At 62.0% G+C, this 16,777-nt stretch carries 13 protein-coding genes; 3 read left to right on the top strand and 10 right to left on the bottom strand.

Annotation, left to right across the window (positions count from 1 at the left end; all coding sequences use genetic code 11):
• Nucleotide 1: 1 nt before the first annotated feature.
• Genes narI through EH165_RS14330 form a run of 5 tightly spaced genes read right to left on the bottom strand, consistent with a single transcriptional unit; the run spans nucleotide 2 to nucleotide 8,127 of the window.
• Nucleotides 2-727 carry a respiratory nitrate reductase subunit gamma gene (gene narI / locus EH165_RS14310; RefSeq protein ID WP_124800045.1) on the bottom strand — a complete coding sequence of 242 codons (726 nt, stop codon included), beginning with the start codon at nucleotides 725-727 and terminating at the stop codon, nucleotides 2-4.
• The gene (gene narJ / locus EH165_RS14315; RefSeq protein ID WP_124800046.1) at nucleotides 727-1,416 is read right to left on the bottom strand and encodes a nitrate reductase molybdenum cofactor assembly chaperone; all 690 of its coding nucleotides are present in this window, start codon (nucleotides 1,414-1,416) and stop codon (nucleotides 727-729) included. The genes narI and narJ overlap by 1 nt, the downstream gene beginning before the upstream one ends.
• A gap of 23 nt (nucleotides 1,417-1,439) precedes the next feature.
• On the bottom strand, nucleotides 1,440-3,098 hold the full coding sequence (gene narH / locus EH165_RS14320; protein WP_124800047.1) for a nitrate reductase subunit beta: 1,659 nt from the start codon (nucleotides 3,096-3,098) through the stop codon (nucleotides 1,440-1,442).
• Complete coding sequence (locus EH165_RS14325) at nucleotides 3,098-6,868, bottom strand: nitrate reductase subunit alpha (RefSeq protein ID WP_124800048.1); 3,771 nt, start codon at nucleotides 6,866-6,868, stop codon at nucleotides 3,098-3,100. Before EH165_RS14325 ends, narH begins: the two co-directional genes overlap by 1 nt.
• Nucleotides 6,865-8,127 carry a nitrate/nitrite transporter gene (locus tag EH165_RS14330; RefSeq protein WP_239020607.1) on the bottom strand — a complete coding sequence of 421 codons (1,263 nt, stop codon included), beginning with the start codon at nucleotides 8,125-8,127 and terminating at the stop codon, nucleotides 6,865-6,867. The genes EH165_RS14325 and EH165_RS14330 overlap by 4 nt, the downstream gene beginning before the upstream one ends.
• A gap of 133 nt (nucleotides 8,128-8,260) precedes the next feature.
• Here EH165_RS14330 and EH165_RS14335 point away from each other — a divergent pair, with 133 nt between their 5' ends.
• The 3 genes from EH165_RS14335 (at nucleotide 8,261) to EH165_RS14345 (ending at nucleotide 10,936) form a co-directional block, all read left to right on the top strand.
• Nucleotides 8,261-8,953, top strand: a complete 693-nt coding sequence (locus tag EH165_RS14335; RefSeq protein ID WP_206425989.1) for a helix-turn-helix transcriptional regulator — start codon at nucleotides 8,261-8,263, stop codon at nucleotides 8,951-8,953.
• Between the two features lie 52 nt (nucleotides 8,954-9,005).
• On the top strand, nucleotides 9,006-9,569 hold the full coding sequence (locus EH165_RS14340) for a DUF6434 domain-containing protein (RefSeq protein WP_124800049.1): 564 nt from the start codon (nucleotides 9,006-9,008) through the stop codon (nucleotides 9,567-9,569).
• Nucleotides 9,570-9,724: 155 nt separating this feature from the next.
• A complete protein-coding gene (locus EH165_RS14345) occupies nucleotides 9,725-10,936 on the top strand; it encodes a glycerate kinase (protein ID WP_124800050.1) in 1,212 nt (403 codons plus the stop codon).
• Nucleotides 10,937-11,147: 211 nt separating this feature from the next.
• Here EH165_RS14345 and EH165_RS15555 read toward each other — a convergent pair whose 3' ends face one another.
• The 5 genes from EH165_RS15555 to pdhA all read right to left on the bottom strand — a co-directional run bounded on the left by EH165_RS15555 (nucleotide 11,148) and on the right by pdhA (nucleotide 16,400).
• On the bottom strand, nucleotides 11,148-11,297 hold the full coding sequence (locus EH165_RS15555; RefSeq protein ID WP_164479256.1) for a hypothetical protein: 150 nt from the start codon (nucleotides 11,295-11,297) through the stop codon (nucleotides 11,148-11,150).
• Nucleotides 11,298-11,591: 294 nt separating this feature from the next.
• The gene (gene rfbB / locus EH165_RS14350) at nucleotides 11,592-12,587 is read right to left on the bottom strand and encodes a dTDP-glucose 4,6-dehydratase (RefSeq protein WP_124800549.1); all 996 of its coding nucleotides are present in this window, start codon (nucleotides 12,585-12,587) and stop codon (nucleotides 11,592-11,594) included.
• 120 nt (nucleotides 12,588-12,707) lie between these two features.
• The gene (locus tag EH165_RS14355; protein ID WP_124800051.1) at nucleotides 12,708-14,246 is read right to left on the bottom strand and encodes a dihydrolipoamide acetyltransferase family protein; all 1,539 of its coding nucleotides are present in this window, start codon (nucleotides 14,244-14,246) and stop codon (nucleotides 12,708-12,710) included.
• A gap of 1 nt (nucleotide 14,247) precedes the next feature.
• A complete protein-coding gene (locus EH165_RS14360) occupies nucleotides 14,248-15,243 on the bottom strand; it encodes an alpha-ketoacid dehydrogenase subunit beta (protein WP_124800052.1) in 996 nt (331 codons plus the stop codon).
• Nucleotides 15,240-16,400 carry a pyruvate dehydrogenase (acetyl-transferring) E1 component subunit alpha gene (gene pdhA / locus EH165_RS14365; RefSeq protein ID WP_124800550.1) on the bottom strand — a complete coding sequence of 387 codons (1,161 nt, stop codon included), beginning with the start codon at nucleotides 16,398-16,400 and terminating at the stop codon, nucleotides 15,240-15,242. The genes EH165_RS14360 and pdhA overlap by 4 nt, the downstream gene beginning before the upstream one ends.
• Nucleotides 16,401-16,777: the final 377 nt, after the last annotated feature.

The raw sequence follows: 16,777 nt of genomic DNA on the forward strand, positions 1-16,777 counted from the left end.
ACTACTTCGAATCCCACCCACGCCGCGGACTATGGCTGCCAATACTCGCGCTGTCGCGACTGCGATAGACGATGTAGGGCCGGGTGAGGTAGCCCAATGGCGCGCTGAATACATGGACGAGCCGGGTAAACGGCCAGAGCGCAAACAGACCAAAGGCGATCAGCGCGTGCAGTTGGAAGCCCAACGGCGCCTGGGCCATGAGTCCGGCGTCCGGCTGGAAGGCCAGGAACGACCGGTACCACACCGAGACTCCCTCGCGGTAGTTGTACTCGCCGCCGATGGTCAAGATGGAGCCGGCGATCGTATTCCACATGCCGAGCGAGATGACGACGAACAAGAACGCGTACATCACCTTGTCCATCACGGTTGTCGCAGAAAAAACCGGGCCGACAGTGCGACGTCGATAGATCAGAATCACCATACCGACGACCGTCATGAGGCCGGCGAGCAGACCGCCACCGATGGCCGCCACGTGATACATCGTCTCGGTGATTCCCACCGCTTCCGTCCACGACAACGGAATCAATATCCCGATGATGTGCCCGCCCACCACCCCGAGCATTCCGAAGTGGAACAGCGGGCTTCCGATCCGGAGCAGGCGAGATTCGTACAACTGGGAAGAGCGGGTAGTCCAGCCGAACTTGTCGTATTTGTAGCGCCAAAAGTGCCCCACCACAAAGACTGTGACGCACATGTAGGGAAACACCACAAAGAGTAATTCGTCCATTAGCGAGCTCCCGGAAACGACGGCATGGGCAGGGATGTGGGACGCGGGCCAGCGCCAGCGGTGGAAGAGGGCGCGTTCGGACTGAAGGATGGAGCCGCGAACGGCGCGAGACCCACTTCTTCTTCCGGCGGACCCTCTGCGGCCAATCGGCGGACGGCATCGCGCTCATCGCCGCGCAGCGCTGGCAACGTGGCAGTGACCACGTCAAGCAGGTGACCCCATTGAGATTTGATGTCGTGCAACGACAATCGGAGCAATTCCAACCCAGCGCGATGGTCGAGCATCAATTGTTGCCCTTGCTCACCATCTACGGTGGCAGCGAATTCGAGAACGACGCAGAGGTGATCCGGTAACTCGATGTCGCCCAGATCAACGCCAGCGGCCATGTAGACCTGCTTGAACCGCAGCAATGCCATCCCGCGCTTTCGGGTATCCCCATAGGCGAAATACGTGAGAAAAAGATTGCAGCGACGGCGGTTGTCGAACGTGGTCACGTAATCGACCTGTAGTTCAGCCAGCGGGGTAGCAACCAAGTGGTCTAGGAACCGGCGCAGCGGGTCACCCGTTGCTACCGGCAGAGTTTCGGCCGCGGCTCGCAGCACCGCGGCTTGAGACACCAGCGTCTCGTCGGGGTAGTCCAACAGCAACGAGACTGCCTGCCAGGCGGTGGCGCGCTGGTCGTTCGTCATTCCACCAGCGGCCCGTTTCGACCTCACGAGTGATCGTGTTTCGATGCCGACACTCCGGTTGCAGAACCCTTGCCGTCCCAGTTCAAAAGGTTCACCCGGCGTTTGGTGTCGCCCGGGTCGACGATTGACTCGGAGGTTTGCCGATTCTGGAGCATCCGGAAGTTTTCCACCGCAAGCGGTGTCGGCGCACCGGACCCTTCGCCGAACGGTCCGGACCCGCCCATTCCTGGGCCGCCGTCACGGTCCAGCGAGCACTCCGTAGCGAGCTCCTCCAGAGAGTGCGCCTGCTCGGCATGCGCCGCGGGAATGACGTACCGCTCGTCATATTTGGCAATCGCGAGCAACCGGTACATGTCGTACATCTCCTCCTCCGTCATTCCGACGGAAGCAGGGATAGCTGCGTTGGGCTCGCGCCCCATGTTGATATCCCGCATGTAGCTGCGCATCGCTGCCATCTTTTTCAGCACCCGATCCACCGGTTCGACATCGCCGGCGGTAAAGAGTTCCGCCAAATACTCGATGGGGATCCGGAGGGCATCGATGGCTGCGAACAGGTTTTTGCTATCTTCGGCATCCTCTCCCGTTTCTCGCACCACGTCGATGACGGGCGAGAGCGGCGGGATGTACCAGACCATCGGCATGGTGCGGTATTCCGGATGCAGCGGCAGCGCAACCTTGAAGCGGTTGATCAATGCATAGATGGGCGAGCGCTGAGCGGCTTCAATCCAATCCCTTGCAATGCCGGCCTTCTCGGCCTCGCGGATTACCTCCGGATCGTTGGGGTCGAGGAACACGCCGCGCTGCGCTTCGTACAAATCTTCTTCGTCGGGGGTTACTGCTGCCTCCAGCACCTTGTCCGCGTCGTAGAGCATCAGGCCGATGTATCGCAGGCGACCGACACAGGTCTCCGAACACACCGTCGGCAAACCAACCTCAATGCGCGGAAAGCAGAACGTGCATTTCTCGGCTTTACCGGTCTTGTGGTTGAAGTAGATCTTCTTGTACGGGCAGCCAGACACGCACATCCGCCAGCCGCGGCACTTGTCCTGGTCCACAAGGACAATGCCGTCTTCTTCACGCTTGTAGATCGCACCGCTGGGGCACGAAGCGGCGCAGGACGGGTTGAGGCAATGTTCGCAGATCCGTGGAAGGTAGAACATAAAGGTCTGTTCGAACTCGAACTTCACCTTGTCGGCGATCTTCTTGAGCATCGGGTCCATGTGCGCGGTCTCGGTCGCGCCTCCCAGGTCGTCATCCCAGTTTGCGGACCATTCGATCTTCATGTCCTTGCCGGTGATCAGCGATTTCGGCCGTGCCACCGGTGTGTGCTCCTGGGCGGGGGCGTCCGTCAGCGTCGCATAGTCGTACGTCCAGGGCTCGTAGTACTCGTTGATGGAGGGCAGTTTCGGATTCGAGAAGATGGTCATCAACTTCTTGAAACGACCGCCGGATTTGAGCTTGAGCCGGCCTCGCTTGTTGAGTTCCCAACCGCCTTCCCACTTTTCCTGATCCTCATAGGTTCGCGGGTAGCCCAGCCCTGGGCGGGTTTCGACATTGTTAAACCAGATGTACTCGGTACCGGTGCGGTTGGTCCAGGCCTGCTTACAGGTCACCGAACAGGTGTGGCACCCAATACATTTATCCAGGTTCATCACCATCGCCATCTGCGCCATAACCCTCATCAGTACACAACTTCCTGTGATCGCTTGCGAATAATGGTGACTTCGTCTCGCTGGTTGCCGGTGGGCCCCAGGTAGTTGAAAGCGAAGCACAACTGCGCGTAGCCGCCGATCAGATGCGACGGCTTGATCAATAGCCTGGTCAACGAGTTGTGAATACCGCCACGCTTTCCGGAGGTCTCGGCGAGCGGCACATCGATCAGCCGGTCCTGCGCGTGGTACATGTACACAGTCCCTTCCGGCATCCGGTGCGACACGATCGCACGCGCGACAACCACGCCGTTGCGGTTGACCGCCTCGATCCAGTCGTTGTCCTTGATGCCAACCTTCGCCGCATCGCGATCGCTCATCCAGATGTTCTGGCCGCCCCGGGACAGGGAAAGCATAAACAGGTTGTCCTGGTATTCGGAGTGGATAGACCACTTGTTGTGCGGCGTAAGGTATCTCACGGTGAGACCCTCGACGGCGCCGGTCGAGCCGTCGTCGATGTTGCCCAATTCCGGTTCGGCAAACAGCGCCGCCATGTTGAGCGGTGGCCGGTAAATGGGCATGTTCTCACCCAGCTCGGACATCCAGTCGTGGTCGAGATAGAAGTGCATTCGCCCCGTCAAGGTGTGCCACGGCTTGAGCCGCTCCACGTTGATCGTGAACGGGGAGTAGCGGCGGCCGCCCGTCTCGCTGCCCGACCATTCCGGCGACGTAATCACCGGCACGGGTGGCCCCTGGGTGTCGGCGAAGGTGATCTGCTTCCCTTCGTGTTCGGAAGCCAGGTCCGCCAGCTTCACCCCGGTCCGCTTCTCCAACGTCCGGAATCCCTGGGTGGCCAGATGACCGTTGGTGGTTCCCGACATCGCGAGAATCGCTTCACAGACGAAGATGTCGCGCTTGAGCGAGGGCCTTCCGTCCGCGACACCGCCGCGGACGGCCCCATTCTTTCGGCGCAGGTACTCAACCTCTTTGGTGACGTCGAAGGTGACACCCTTGGTGGTGGCGCCGAGTGTGTCGGCGAGCGGCCCGAGAGCATTCATCTTGTCGGAGACGGCGCCGTAATCCCGCTCGACGGACACCAGCTTCGGCATCGTCACGCCCGGGATCGGTTCGCATTCACCAGCTTTCCAATCCCGTACCACGCCGTGCGGGTTCGCCATCGCGTCGATCGTGTCGTGCGTCAACGGGACGGCGACCACATCGGTGCGAACCCCGAGGTGGATGGCTGCCAACTCGCTAAACTTTGCCGCAATGCTTTGCCATGCGTCCCAGTCGGTTCGGGTCTGCCACGGCGGCGCGATGGCCGGGTTGAACGAGTGCACAAAGGGGTGCATGTCGGTGGTGTTGAGGTCGTGTTTCTCGTACCAGGTCGCCGCCGGCAGCACCACGTCGGAGAAGATAGTCGTGCTGGTCTGCCGGAAATCGATCGTCATCAGCAGGTCGAGTTTGCCCTCCGGAGCTTCCTCTCGCCACTTCACATCTGCTGGCCGCAGCTCCGGCGGCGTTTCGCTCGCCCGCAGCGAAGAATCCGCTCCCAACAGGTGCCTCAGGAAGTACTCGTTACCCTTTCCGGAGGAGCCAAGCAGGTTTGCCCGCCAGATCGATAGAACCCGGGGATAGTTCTGCTTCGCGTCCGGGTCCTCGCAGGCGAACGAAAGCTCGCCCGACTTCAGTTGCTCCACAATGTGTTCGGCAACCGGCTTACCCGCCCCCGCAGCCTCGTCGCTCAGCTCGAGCGGGTTGCGGTCGAACGTGGGGTACGACGGCATCCAGCCCATGCGCGCACTTTGTGCGATAACATCCGCCGTGGTTTTGCCCGCGAAGCTACTCGCTGCGGGCCCGTCCTGGCCGGGCACTGACGGCCCACGGGTTGCCGAGAGGGTGTCCGCACTGAACTGGTCGTAGCGAAACTGATTGGTGTGCAGATACCAGAACGCGGTCTGAATCATGTTGCGCGGCGGGCGGTTCCAGTCAAGTGCATTCGCAATTTGGTTGTAGCCCGTGAGCGGCCGCACCTTTTCCTGGCCGACGTAATGCGCCCAGCCGCCGCCGTTGACACCTTGGCAACCGGTCACGTTGGTCAGCGTGAGGAACGCGCGGTAGATGGTGTCGGAGTGGAACCAGTGGTTGGTACCGGCCCCCATGACGATCATCGAGCGGCCCTTGGATTCTTCGGCGTTCGCGGCGAACTCGCGTCCGATCCGAGCGGCGGTGGCCGCGGGGATGCCGGTGATAGGCTCCTGCCACGCCGGGGTGTACGGCGCATCGGCATCGTCATACGAGCTGGGCCATTCGCCAGGCAGACCCTCTCGGCCCACACCGTACTGGGCGAGTAACAGGTCGAAAACTGTTGTCACCAAACGACCCTGGATGCGCCTGGCCGGAACACCCCGCGGCAGCTGCCCCGCTGATCCGTCCGGGGAATCGAACCGGGGCAGGTGCACCCGCACGCCCTCGTGTTCGGCATCGATCAACGTGAGCTGCGGGTCGACCCCATCGAGGTTCAAATTCCACTTGCCAACATCGGCGTCGCCGTAGCGGTGGCCCAGCGATCCGTTCGGCACCACGGGTTCACCCGTGGCAGCGTCAATCAGCACTGTCTTGAAGGCCGCATTTGCAGACGACGCCGTTTCTGCGAGATCAGCTGCCGTGAGGAACTTTCCGGGACTGAAGGTGCCTTCGCCGGCCTCGTCCAGGCACACCAGGTACGGCAGGTCCGTGTAGGTCTTGACGTAGTGGGTGAAGTAGGGAGTGTCGCGGTCGACGAAGAACTCCTTCAACACCACGTGGCCCATGGCCATCGCGAGCGCGCCGTCAGTGCCAGGTTTGGCGGGCAACCACTCGTCGGCGAACTTGACGTTGTCGGCGTAGTCCGGGGCGACCGCGATCACTTTCTGCCCGCGGTACCGCGCCTCCGTCATCCAGTGCGCATCGGGGGTACGGGTAACGGGGAGGTTCGATCCCCACATGATGAGATACCCGGCGTTCCACCAGTCGCCGGATTCCGGGACGTCGGTTTGGTCGCCGAAAACCTGTGGCGAGGCGACCGGCAGATCCGCATACCAGTCGTAGAAGCTCAGCATCGAGCCCCCGATAAGGTTGATGAATCTGGCGCCAGAAGCGTGCGACACCATGGACATCGCCGGAATCGGCGAGAACCCGGCCACACGGTCCGGGCCGTACTTCAGAATCGTGTACACGTGGGCGGCAGCGATGATCTCGCAGGACTCCTCCCACGTGGCACGCACGAGACCGCCTTTACCGCGGGCAGATTTGTAGGCTTTCGCGCGACGGGGATTCTCCACGATGTGCTCCCAGGCGCGCACGGGATCACCATCGTGCTGGGATTTGGCCTCGCGGAACATCTGCAGCAGTACTCCGCGAACGTAGGGGTAGCGGACCCTGGTGGGCGAGTAGGTGTACCAGGAGAACGCCGCACCGCGCGGGCAACCGCGCGGCTCGTACTCGGGCGAATCCGGCCCCGCAGAGGGGTAGTCGGTCTGCTGGGTCTCCCAGGTGATGATGCCGTCCTTGACGTACACCTTCCACGAACAGGACCCGGTGCAGTTCACGCCGTGGGTGGAGCGGACGATCTTGTCGTGGCTCCAGCGGTCGCGGTAAAAATCATCAGCCTCACGACCCCCCGTTTTTAGGACCGTCCGCAGGTCGGGCGAAACCTTGCTCTTGGTGAAGTATCGACGCGTGCGCACCAACGCATCGCTGACCGAACCATCAAGTCCAGCAACAGTTGTTGAGCCCTGAGCCTGTTTCGTGCGGTCCTTCATTCGGTGGCCTTTCCTTTAACGGAACTCTCTTCGGTGCGGCGGACGATCGTCAAGGTGAGAACCAGTGCCGCTGCGGCCGTGGCCGACAATAGCCACAGCCCAATGGAATAGGACTTTGTCTGCCCGTAGATAAAGCCCATCAGAAGTGGCGGGACAAACCCGCCGAGGCCGCCCGCCGCTCCCACAAGGCCGGTGACCCCGCCCACCCGGGCGGGATCGGTGGATTTGGCGATGAGGGCGAAAGTCGCTCCAGTGCCGCACCCCAACGCTGCAGCCATCGCCAGGAACGCTGCCGTACCAACGTGTTCGAGCACCGGGGTTCCCGACGCGAAGCCAGCTGCGATCACGACCACGCCAAACCCTGCTGACAGCACGGGGATCGGGCCAAACCGGTCTGCGAGCCACCCACCCACCGGCCGCATGATCACTGCCAAGACCACGAAGCCGGCCATCCGGGTGGCGGCGTCGCTGGGTGAAAGTTGATACGCCACCTTGAGATAGACGGGAAGGTAGACGGAAAACGCTACGTAACCGCCGAAGGCGACCGCGTAGAGAACGCTGGCCTGCCACGTGATGGGCAACTTCGCATTGGCAGTGACGCGGCTGATCAACGACGCAGTCGGGGCCGTCCTGCCCGGCGCATCCCGCATCCACATCCAGGCCACCACGGAGAAGATGAGCAGCGCGATGGCGCAGATCATGAAGGGCGCGGTGTCGTTCACGTTGGTGTAGAGCTTGACCGTGGTGAGTGCGCTGATGGCGGTGCCGCCCATGCCCGCGCCGAAGATGCCCACTGCCAAACCGCGCCTCGCTGGCGGAAACCACGAGTTGACGAAGGGCACCCCGACGGCGAACGACGTGCCAGCAATTCCGAGGAAGAATCCGCCCACCAGCAGTGCGCCGTAACTACTTTGGCCGAAGTAGCCAATGAACAAGACGGGGATGACGGTAACGAGCGAGATCACTACGAACATCACCCGCCCACCGTATTTATCTGTCAACGCGCCGACCGGGATCCGGCCCACCGATCCGACAATGACGGGAACCGCGACCATTAACGAGAGCTGGGAAGCGCTGAGCTCACCCAGCGTTCCGCTATCGCGCAGAACCGGCCCCAACGGGCTGAGCAATGCCCATGCCCAAAAGTTCACCGCGAATCCGACGGTGGCCAGGGCCAGCATCAACCACGGCGAGGGGGTCGACTGTTGGGATGTAACGGGACTCGCTTGGTGCGTGGTGCTGGCATTCGTAGTGGGCATCAGCTGCTCCTCGGTGTCGATCCCAGGCGGCGGGTTTGGCAAGAAGACAACCCCGGGTAAATCCCACACTCCAGCCCGTGAACGGTGTCGACGAGACTGTTGCTAGATCCCAGATTTTACTAGTATCAACTCCGTGGAAAATAGCACGCGCGCGCATCCGGGCTTCGGGGCCCGCCCCTGGTCGGCCCTGCGAGGATTGTCGAAATCACGGTCGACCCTGCTGGAGCAGTTACGAGCCCAGAGCACACCGGTGAGCATTGCCGCACTAGTGGAATTGTCCGGATTACACGAAAACACCCTGCGCGAACATCTCGCTAGCTTGGTGCGTCGCGGCCTGTGCGGAAGGCAGCAGTCGAATCCCTCCGGTCGCGGGCGGCCCGCCTGGCTGTATTACGCCACCGGGCGCGGTGCTTCCTCGGAGTACGCGGGGCTCGCAGCTACTCTTGCCATGAGCATTGCCACCACGAGCGCGGATCCCACCGGGACCGCCGTCAGCGCAGGGGAGCACTGGGGGCGCACGCTCGTAGAGGAGCACCCGGTAGCGAGCAACGCGAGCACGCGGGCCGCTGCCAAGGTAATCGTGTTGCTGGATCAGGTGGGCTATTCTCCGCAGGTCGATCGCGCGCACCCCACGCAGGTGCGGTTGACTCGGTGCCCGCTCCTGGAAATCGCCTATCGGCAGCCGGACGTGGTTTGCGCAGTCCACCTCGGGCTTGTCCGCGGTGCGCTGATGGCGCACGACGAAGACCCAGAAGGCATCGAACTCCAGCCATTCGCTGCGCCCGGAGTCTGCCTGCTCACCATTCCGCAGTTGGCCGAGCGGTAAGCGTCGACGGGGATTGCAGCTTGGTGTCGGTGGTCCCGATTAGATTCGGCAGATGGCCGAGCAGGAATTACCACGACCGCTCCTGGAGCGCACCCTGAGCGGGCGGGAATTGCGTAGATGGTACTGGCTGAAGGACGAGTTGATCTGTTTCGCTCGACTTCTGGGCGTCCGCTCCCACGGGAGCAAAGAAGTCCTTACTGATCGCATCGCTGCACATCTCGACGGCGTGCCGTTTCCCGAATCCACCGCCAAACTCCCGGCGGCTCGCTGCCAACTCGGCCCGCAACTCACGACGGCTTCAGTGATACCCATCGGTCAGCGGTGTAGCCAGAACGTGCGACAGTTTTTCACCGAGCAGATCGGGCCCGCGTTTCGGTTCGACGCCGCGATGCGCCATTTCTTCGCTGCCACCGACGGGACCCAGACACTGGGCGATGCGATTGACCACTGGCAAAGCACCCGCGGCAGCAGAAACATGGCAATCGATCGCCAGTTCGAATTCAATCGGTTTACGCGAACTTGGCACGCCGAACATCCGCAGTCGCCCCGCTCGGAGCTGCTCGCCGCTTGGGCGACCTACCGAGCAAGTTCCGTCGACATGCGAGGCCGCGTGTGATGAGGCAGGCGGCTCTGGCTCGAATTTCGGATCCTAGCTCGCCCTCACCGGGTCCGAAGTGCCCAGACGGGTGCCGCGTAGTGCCGGGCAGCCATACTGACTGAAACCTCAGCCGGGTGCGAGGCACCCGGTGCTTACCAGAGTTGGAGCCCGACATGCGGATTGTGATTGCCCCCGACTCCTTCAAAGGCAGCCTCCCAGCCAAGCACGTGGCCGACGCTATCGCCGCTGGATGGCGCGAGATCAGGCCAGATGACGACATCGTCTGCTGCCCACAGGCCGACGGCGGCGAGGGCACGATGGCTGCCATCGGCACAGGTGGCCGCACCGTCATAGTTCCGGATGTCACCGGGCCAGACGGACAGCTGGTGACCGGTGAATACGTAGTACTTCCCGACGGGACCGCCGTCATCGAGATGGCCCAGATGTCAGGGTTGGCCGTGATGGAGAACCTCGATGCAGCAGGGGCTACCAGCCGGGGACTCGGCGAGGTAATCAGAGCAGCATTAGACGCCGGTGCCCAGCGCCTTCACATTGGGCTGGGCGGGAGTGCGTCGACCGACGGTGGCGCCGGCGCACTCGCAGCTCTTGGATTGGTTCTGCTTGATTCTGATGATGAACCCCTCCCCGACGGCGGTGAAGCCCTGAGCTGGCTTTTCGGAATTGACGACTCTGAAATGGTTGCAGCCCCCGAAGGAGGCGTCGAACTCCTCACTGACGTCACTGCTCCGCTGCTGGGCGCGTCTGGCGCGGCAGCAGTATTTGGGCCACAGAAGGGCGCCGATCCCGAGCTGGTCGAGGTACTCGACATCGCGCTGAACAACTTCGCACATTTTTTGACCACACACGGAGCTGCTTCCGACGCGTTTGATGGCGACTACTCCAAGGCTGATTTCGCAGCCAACGGCGGTTCTGAGAATGATTCTTCTGACGGCGCCCGCGCAGACTCTTCTCTCCAAGGCCTGGGTTTGGCTGTTATCCCTGGGGCTGGCGCTGCCGGTGGCACCGCGTTCGGCTTGATGATGTGGGCGGGCGCTGCGGGAAGATTGGTCCCGGGCGCCGCGCGGGTTGCCGAATTGACGGGGCTGGGAGCGCAGTTGGAAGGCGCAGACCTCATCATCACGGGCGAGGGACGCTTCGACGACACCTCGCTTACCGGCAAGGTGATCGGAAACCTTCTGACCTTAGTCGATCCCAGCACGGTGATCATCATCGCGGGCCAAGTGGCGGCAAGAATTCCTCGTGGCGTCCGCGGGGTCTGCGTCTCAGATCTCGCCGGATCGTCGGAGGCTTCCATCGCTGACCCGGTCCGGTGGCTTACCGAAGCCGGCCGGTCGGCGGCGCGCCTGATGGGTAGCAAAGTGTAGGCAGCGTCTACGGCCGAATTCAGAAGCGATGAGTGTCTGGGCGAACTCACTTGATAGGGGCCGAGAAATGGAATGACCCCGGTTGGCTGCCAAGTCGGGGGTTAGGCAACAATCCGGGGTCATTCGGTATATCGGTGCTCCCAGGGGATCCGTTACATCTTCGAGAAAAAGTCTTTCATCGAAGAGAACGCCCTCCTGCTGGGGCAATGGCTCAGCGGTTGAAACTTCCCTGGCGCTGAGCGATCAGGATCAGCTCGTCGCGCATCGCGGGGGTCGACGCAAGATCGATCGCGCGGGAAACTGCGCGGCGGTTGCGGGAAATCTCGCGGTGGCTACGGAAGGCCTTCGCAAGGCTGCTCATGTTAATTCCTTTTCTTTGTGGTGCTGAATGTTGCTTACATAGATATATACGTAGCCGAGGGGCCCTTCGTTACCCGATCTTCCGGTGAACTGAGTCACACGCCATTGATCATCCGGCGAGAGGGCCGTCTCGGGGACGATTCGGGTGAAAAATGGAGTGTCAGGGCTCACCTTTGTTCCACGAGAAGTAGTCCCCGTCACAGATGCGAAGTCCCAGTCACAGATACGGACGAAAAAAATGCGGGCGGCCCTGCGACTTTGGCCGCAGAACCACCCGCACTCCAGCGGAACCGAGTTAGCGCGCTTGCGCGGCATACACCTTCTCGGTCGCCAACTTCTGCGCTCGCCACCACGGCTCGTTGGCGCGATACCAGTCGACGGTATCGGCCAGGCCGTCACGGAAGTTGGTGAACTTCGGCATCCAACCGAGTTCGGAGCGCAACAGCGACGAGTCGATGGCGTAGCGGAGGTCGTGGCCGGGGCGGTCGGTCACCAAGTCGAAGTCGTCCTTGGCCTTGCCGAACTGCTCCAGGATCATCCCGACCACTTCCAGGTTGTTCTGTTCGCCGTCAGCGCCGATCAGATACGTCTGCCCGATGCGGCCCTTATCGACGATCGCCCACACGGCGGAGTTGTGATCGTCCACATGGATCCAGTCGCGAACGTTGACGCCATTGCCGTACAGCTTGGGCCGCACCCCGTCGATGACGTTTGTGATCTGCCGCGGGATGAACTTCTCCACATGCTGACGGGGTCCGTAATTGTTGGAGCAGTTCGAGATGGTGGCCTGCACGTTGAAGGACCGGGCCCACGCCCGCACCAACATGTCGGAAGCCGCTTTGCTGGCCGAATACGGACTCGACGGGTTGTACGAGGTCTCCTCGTCGAACCGGTTCGGATCGTCGAGTTCGAGATCGCCATACACTTCGTCGGTGGAGATGTGGTGGTACCGGACCTCGTGCTTACGCACCGCCTGGAGCAGAGAATAGGTACCGATAATGTTGGTCTGCACGAACGGCCACGGGTCGTTGAGCGAGTTGTCGTTGTGCGACTCAGCTGCGAAGTGGATCACGACGTCCGATTCAGCCACCAAGGAGTCGACCAGGGCGGCGTCGGCAACATCGCCCTCGACAACCTTGATCTTGTCGGCCACTTCGGTCAGCGAGCCGAGGTTGCTGGCGTAGGTCATCGCGTCAAGCACGGTGATCTCCGCGTCGGGGCGTTCCCGGACCGTTTGCTGGACGAAGTTCGAGCCGATAAATCCGGCACCACCGGTGACAAGCAGGCGCATAGCGGTATCTGTCCTATTTCTTGTAAAAGGGTCGTTGATGACGCCTGTGAACGTATCAGGGCAGGCAGCGCCGTGTCCCGTCATTCGCCGTAGCTACACCGTCGACGGCTGGCTAGCCCGTCACCACAGCATCGCCATGCCAGGGTGTTCCAGCACTGCGCCGACGTCGGCGAGGAACCTGGCCCCCTGCTCACCGTCCACCACCCGGTGGTCGAACGACAACGCCAACTGGCAGACCTTGCGGACTGCCAGCGCGCCGTTGAACACCCACGGGGCATCTTTGATGGAGCCAAGCGCGAGAATTGCCGACTCGCCAGGGTTGATGATCGGCGTCCCCGTGTCGACACCCAGTACTCCAACATTGCTGATAGTGAAGGTGCCGCCCGTCATCTGCGCGGGAGAGGTCTTGCCCGCCCGCGCCGTGTCGGTCAGCTCGACGAGCGCCTGCGCTAGTTCCTTCACGGTCAACGAGTCGGCGCCAGGAATGTTGGGAACGATCAGCCCCCGCGGGGTGGCCGCCGCAATGCCGAGGTTGACGTAGTCCTGGTACACGATCTCCTGCGCCTGCTCATCCCAGAAGGCATTCACGTCCGGAGTCCGCTTCGCGGCCAGACACACCGCCTTGGCCACAAAAACCAACGGGGTCAGCTTGAGGCCTGCAAAATCGGGCATCGACCGAACCCGGTCGCGCAGTTGCATCATCGCGGTGACGTCGACTTGGAGGAACACTGTGACATGAGGGGCGGAGAATGCACTGGAGACCATTGCCGCGGCCATCATTTTGCGGACGCCCTTGATCGGCACCCGGGTCTGCAGGCCAGCAGCCCCCTGCAGAGCAGTTCCGGCCAGGGCTGTATTTTCCGACGATGATGCGGGTGAACCGGCCGCGGCCAGCACATCCTGTCGCGAGATAACGCCATCTGGCCTCGTCGCAGAAACGAAGGCTAGATCAACACCAAGTTCGCGGGCCAGCATGCGGGTGGGGGGCGCAGCAAGATGCACGCTGCCACTCTTCGCAACAGCGACCGCGGGAGCAGCCGTCGCGACTTCTGCACTCGCCACTCTTGCCGTGGGGCGCGCGGCGGGCAGCACTGCGCGCACCACTCCGGGCATCACGCCGGGCATCACGGAGGGCGCAGCGACTGCGCGTCGCGGCCGACGCGCAGTCGCTCCCTCGGCGGCCACGTATCCCACCAGCGTGGCGATCTTGCCGTCAGCTGTCATCTCACCGATCTTGGTGCCGGCGTCTTCATCTTCAGCACCGGAGACTTCAGCACCGGACACTTCTGCACCGGTCACTTCTGCACCGGTTACTTCTGCGGCCCGCACCGCTGCAGCCGAAGCACTGGTCGCCTCTGCAAGTTCGAGCAAAGACCCGGGCACGTCCACGAGTGACGAACTCGCACCGGTCCCCGCACCGCCAGTTTCGACCCGGATAATGGGTGTTCCCACATCTACGGTCTCGCCCTGCGCGACCAGCAACGCTGTAACCGTCCCCGCGTACGGCGAGGGCAACTCCACCGATGCCTTAGCTGTTTCGATCTCCACGATGATCTGGTTGATGGTGACCTGATCCCCCACGGCGACCCGCCACCCGAGGATTTCCGCTTCAGTCAGTCCCTCGCCGACATCGGGGAGGTTAAAAGATTCGATAGCCATCTCAGAACCCCACGCAACGGTCGACAGCTTCCAGCACCTTGTCCAACGACGGCAAGTAATCCGCCTCGAGTCGGCTCGGTGGGTAGGGCGTGTCAAAGCCAGCTACCCGAATCACGGGAGCCTGGAGGGAGTAGAACGCCTCCTCGGTCACCCTGGCAGCAATTTCGGAGGTGATGGATGCTTCACGCGGCGCCTCGGACACCACCACCAGGTGGCCCGTTTTGCGCACCGACTCCACTACCGGGTCAAGGTCGAGCGGCGAAAGCGACCGCAGGTCAAAGACTTCCAAGCTCCGCCCCTCCGTCTCTGCGGCCGCGGCGGCGGCCAGGACAACCGCCATCGATGGCCCGTAGGAGACGACGGTGCAATCGGTTCCTGTCCTGCGCAATACAGTGCGCAAGCTGTGTTCCGACGTGGCTGTGACATCCACGAGGCCCTTTTCCCAATACCGCCGTTTCGGTTCGAAGAACACCACGGGGTCGTCGAGCGCTATCGCCTGTCTGAGCATGTGATAGCCGTCAGATGCGTTGGAGCAGGCCATTACTCGCAAACCTGCAATATGGCAGAAGAAGGACTCGGGTGATTCGGAGTGGTGTTCCACGGCGCCGATGCCACCGCCGAATGGGATGCGAATCACCAACGGCATCTTCCAGGCACCCTGCGACCGGTAGGTCACCTTGGCCACCTGCGACACAATCTGGTCGAATCCCGGAAACACGAATCCGTCGAACTGGATTTCGACAATCGGTCGATAGCCGCGCATCGCCAAACCCACTGCGGTGCCGACAATCCCAGACTCGGCCAACGGCGTGTCCATCACCCGATGCTCGCCAAAATCCTTTAGCAAACCGTCTGTGATTCGAAAAACGCCGCCGAGCTTACCGACGTCCTCGCCCATCATCAGGACTTTGTTGTCTTCCGCCATCGAGTCGCGCAGCGCGGTGTTCAACGCTTTCGCCAGCGTCATCGTCGAGTTGTTGGGTGCCGTGCTCGTCATGAGCGCGCCCCTGCCTGCGCACCAGCAACTGACTCCGTTGACGAGATCTCAGGGTCAACAAATCCGTCGAGGTACTCCAAGTACGCCGCCTCCTGGTCACGAAGCTGCTGCGTCTGCTCGGCATACACTTTGCTGAAAATCCTTTCTGGTCCTGGACTCTCAAGTTCAATGCAGTGTTTGCGAAACCGTGCGGCCAGCTCGTCCGCCTCCGCCTGGACCTCGTCGAAATAGGTGGCATCGGCAAGTCCGTTGCGCGCCAAATAGGCTTTCACTCGCTCAATCGGGTCCAGCAGCTTCCATGCCTGCGTCTCGTCAGCAAGCCGATACCTACTCGGATCGTCCGAGGTGGTGTGGGCGTCCATTCGATAAGTAAATGCCTCGATCATCACCGGACCGTTGCCCGTCCGGCATTCGTTCATCGCCCACTCCGAGACAGCAAGACAGGCCAACACATCATTGCCGTCCACCCTGATGCCCGGGATCCCGTACGCCGCTGCGCGAGCGAAAAGCGGCACGCGCGTTTGCTTTTCGACTGGTTCAGAAATTGCCCACTGGTTGTTTTGGCAGTAGAAGACGACGGGGGCGTTGAAAGCGGCCCCGAACACCATCGCCTCGTGCACATCACCTTGGCTGGTGGCCCCGTCGCCGAAGAACGTCATCGTGGCCTCCGCCGCGTCGTCGTCGCCGAGAACTCCATCCAGCTTTTGGCCCATCGCGTATCCCACAGCGTTGAGGACCTGATTACCGATCACGATGCAATAGTTATTGAACTTCTTTTCCGCGGGGTTCCACGTGCCGAAGTCAATGCCTCGAAAGATTCCCAGTAGCTCGGTCGGGTCCACGCCGCGACACCAAGCGATTCCGTGCTCGCGATAGGAGGGAAAGGCCATATCCGCCGACCGCAGCGCCCTGCCCGCCCCAATCTGGGCTGCTTCCTGGCCCAGCAGGGGGACCCACAGTCCAAGCTGACCCTGTCGTTGCAGAGCGTTGCCCTCACGGTCAAACCGGCGCACCAGGCACATATCGCGGTACAGACTCTTCACCAGATCGGTGGTTACCTCCAGCGGGAAGTCTGGGTGCTGGGAAAGCACGCCCTCGGGGCTCAACATCGAAACCAAGTTGGGGGATGCATTGATGGCTCGAAGGCCCGCTATCACCTCGTGCGGCGATGGGAGGGCCGACGTACCAGCGGTTCCCCGTGCGGCGGCCTCGGCGACGCTCACGTCGTCGGTATCGCGCTGGGTGCCATGCTCATCGCCGGCTTTCGAATCTGACGTACCAGTCATGTTCTCTCCTTCGTCAGGGCCAAAACCGGCCCGGGGTCGCCGGTCCGGATCTGGTCAGTTCAACCTGGTCAAGCGGTGGCTCCCCGGGCAAAGGCGCGCACGTAGTCATCGTTGACCGTGACGGTTCGTGAGTGAGCACGTCGTCGACGCTAATTGTCCCACGGCGGCGAAGCGAAGGTGACGTGGAGCACCCCTACCCGATTCGGTGCGGCGGATACCGCCGCTGCCTGGGATAATTATTGGTGGAA

The organism is Nakamurella antarctica, assembly GCF_003860405.1.
GTDB lineage: Bacteria > Actinomycetota > Actinomycetes > Mycobacteriales > Nakamurellaceae > Nakamurella > Nakamurella antarctica.

Bases quoted from the DNA above. Each gene is read 5' to 3' on its own strand.
- EH165_RS14330 (WP_239020607.1), bottom strand. From the start codon at position 8,127: ATGCCCACTACGAATGCCAGCACCACGCACCAAGCGAGTCCCGTTACA.
- narI (WP_124800045.1), bottom strand. From the start codon at position 727: ATGGACGAATTACTCTTTGTGGTGTTTCCCTACATGTGCGTCACAGTC.
- narH (WP_124800047.1), bottom strand. From the start codon at position 3,098: ATGAGGGTTATGGCGCAGATGGCGATGGTGATGAACCTGGATAAATGT.
- EH165_RS14360 (WP_124800052.1), bottom strand. From the start codon at position 15,243: ATGACGAGCACGGCACCCAACAACTCGACGATGACGCTGGCGAAAGCG.
- narJ (WP_124800046.1), bottom strand. From the start codon at position 1,416: ATGACGAACGACCAGCGCGCCACCGCCTGGCAGGCAGTCTCGTTGCTG.
- EH165_RS14345 (WP_124800050.1), top strand. From the start codon at position 9,725: ATGCGGATTGTGATTGCCCCCGACTCCTTCAAAGGCAGCCTCCCAGCC.
- rfbB (WP_124800549.1), bottom strand. From the start codon at position 12,587: ATGCGCCTGCTTGTCACCGGTGGTGCCGGATTTATCGGCTCGAACTTC.
- EH165_RS15555 (WP_164479256.1), bottom strand. From the start codon at position 11,297: ATGAGCAGCCTTGCGAAGGCCTTCCGTAGCCACCGCGAGATTTCCCGC.
- EH165_RS14355 (WP_124800051.1), bottom strand. From the start codon at position 14,246: ATGGCTATCGAATCTTTTAACCTCCCCGATGTCGGCGAGGGACTGACT.
- EH165_RS14340 (WP_124800049.1), top strand. From the start codon at position 9,006: ATGGCCGAGCAGGAATTACCACGACCGCTCCTGGAGCGCACCCTGAGC.
- EH165_RS14325 (WP_124800048.1), bottom strand. From the start codon at position 6,868: ATGAAGGACCGCACGAAACAGGCTCAGGGCTCAACAACTGTTGCTGGA.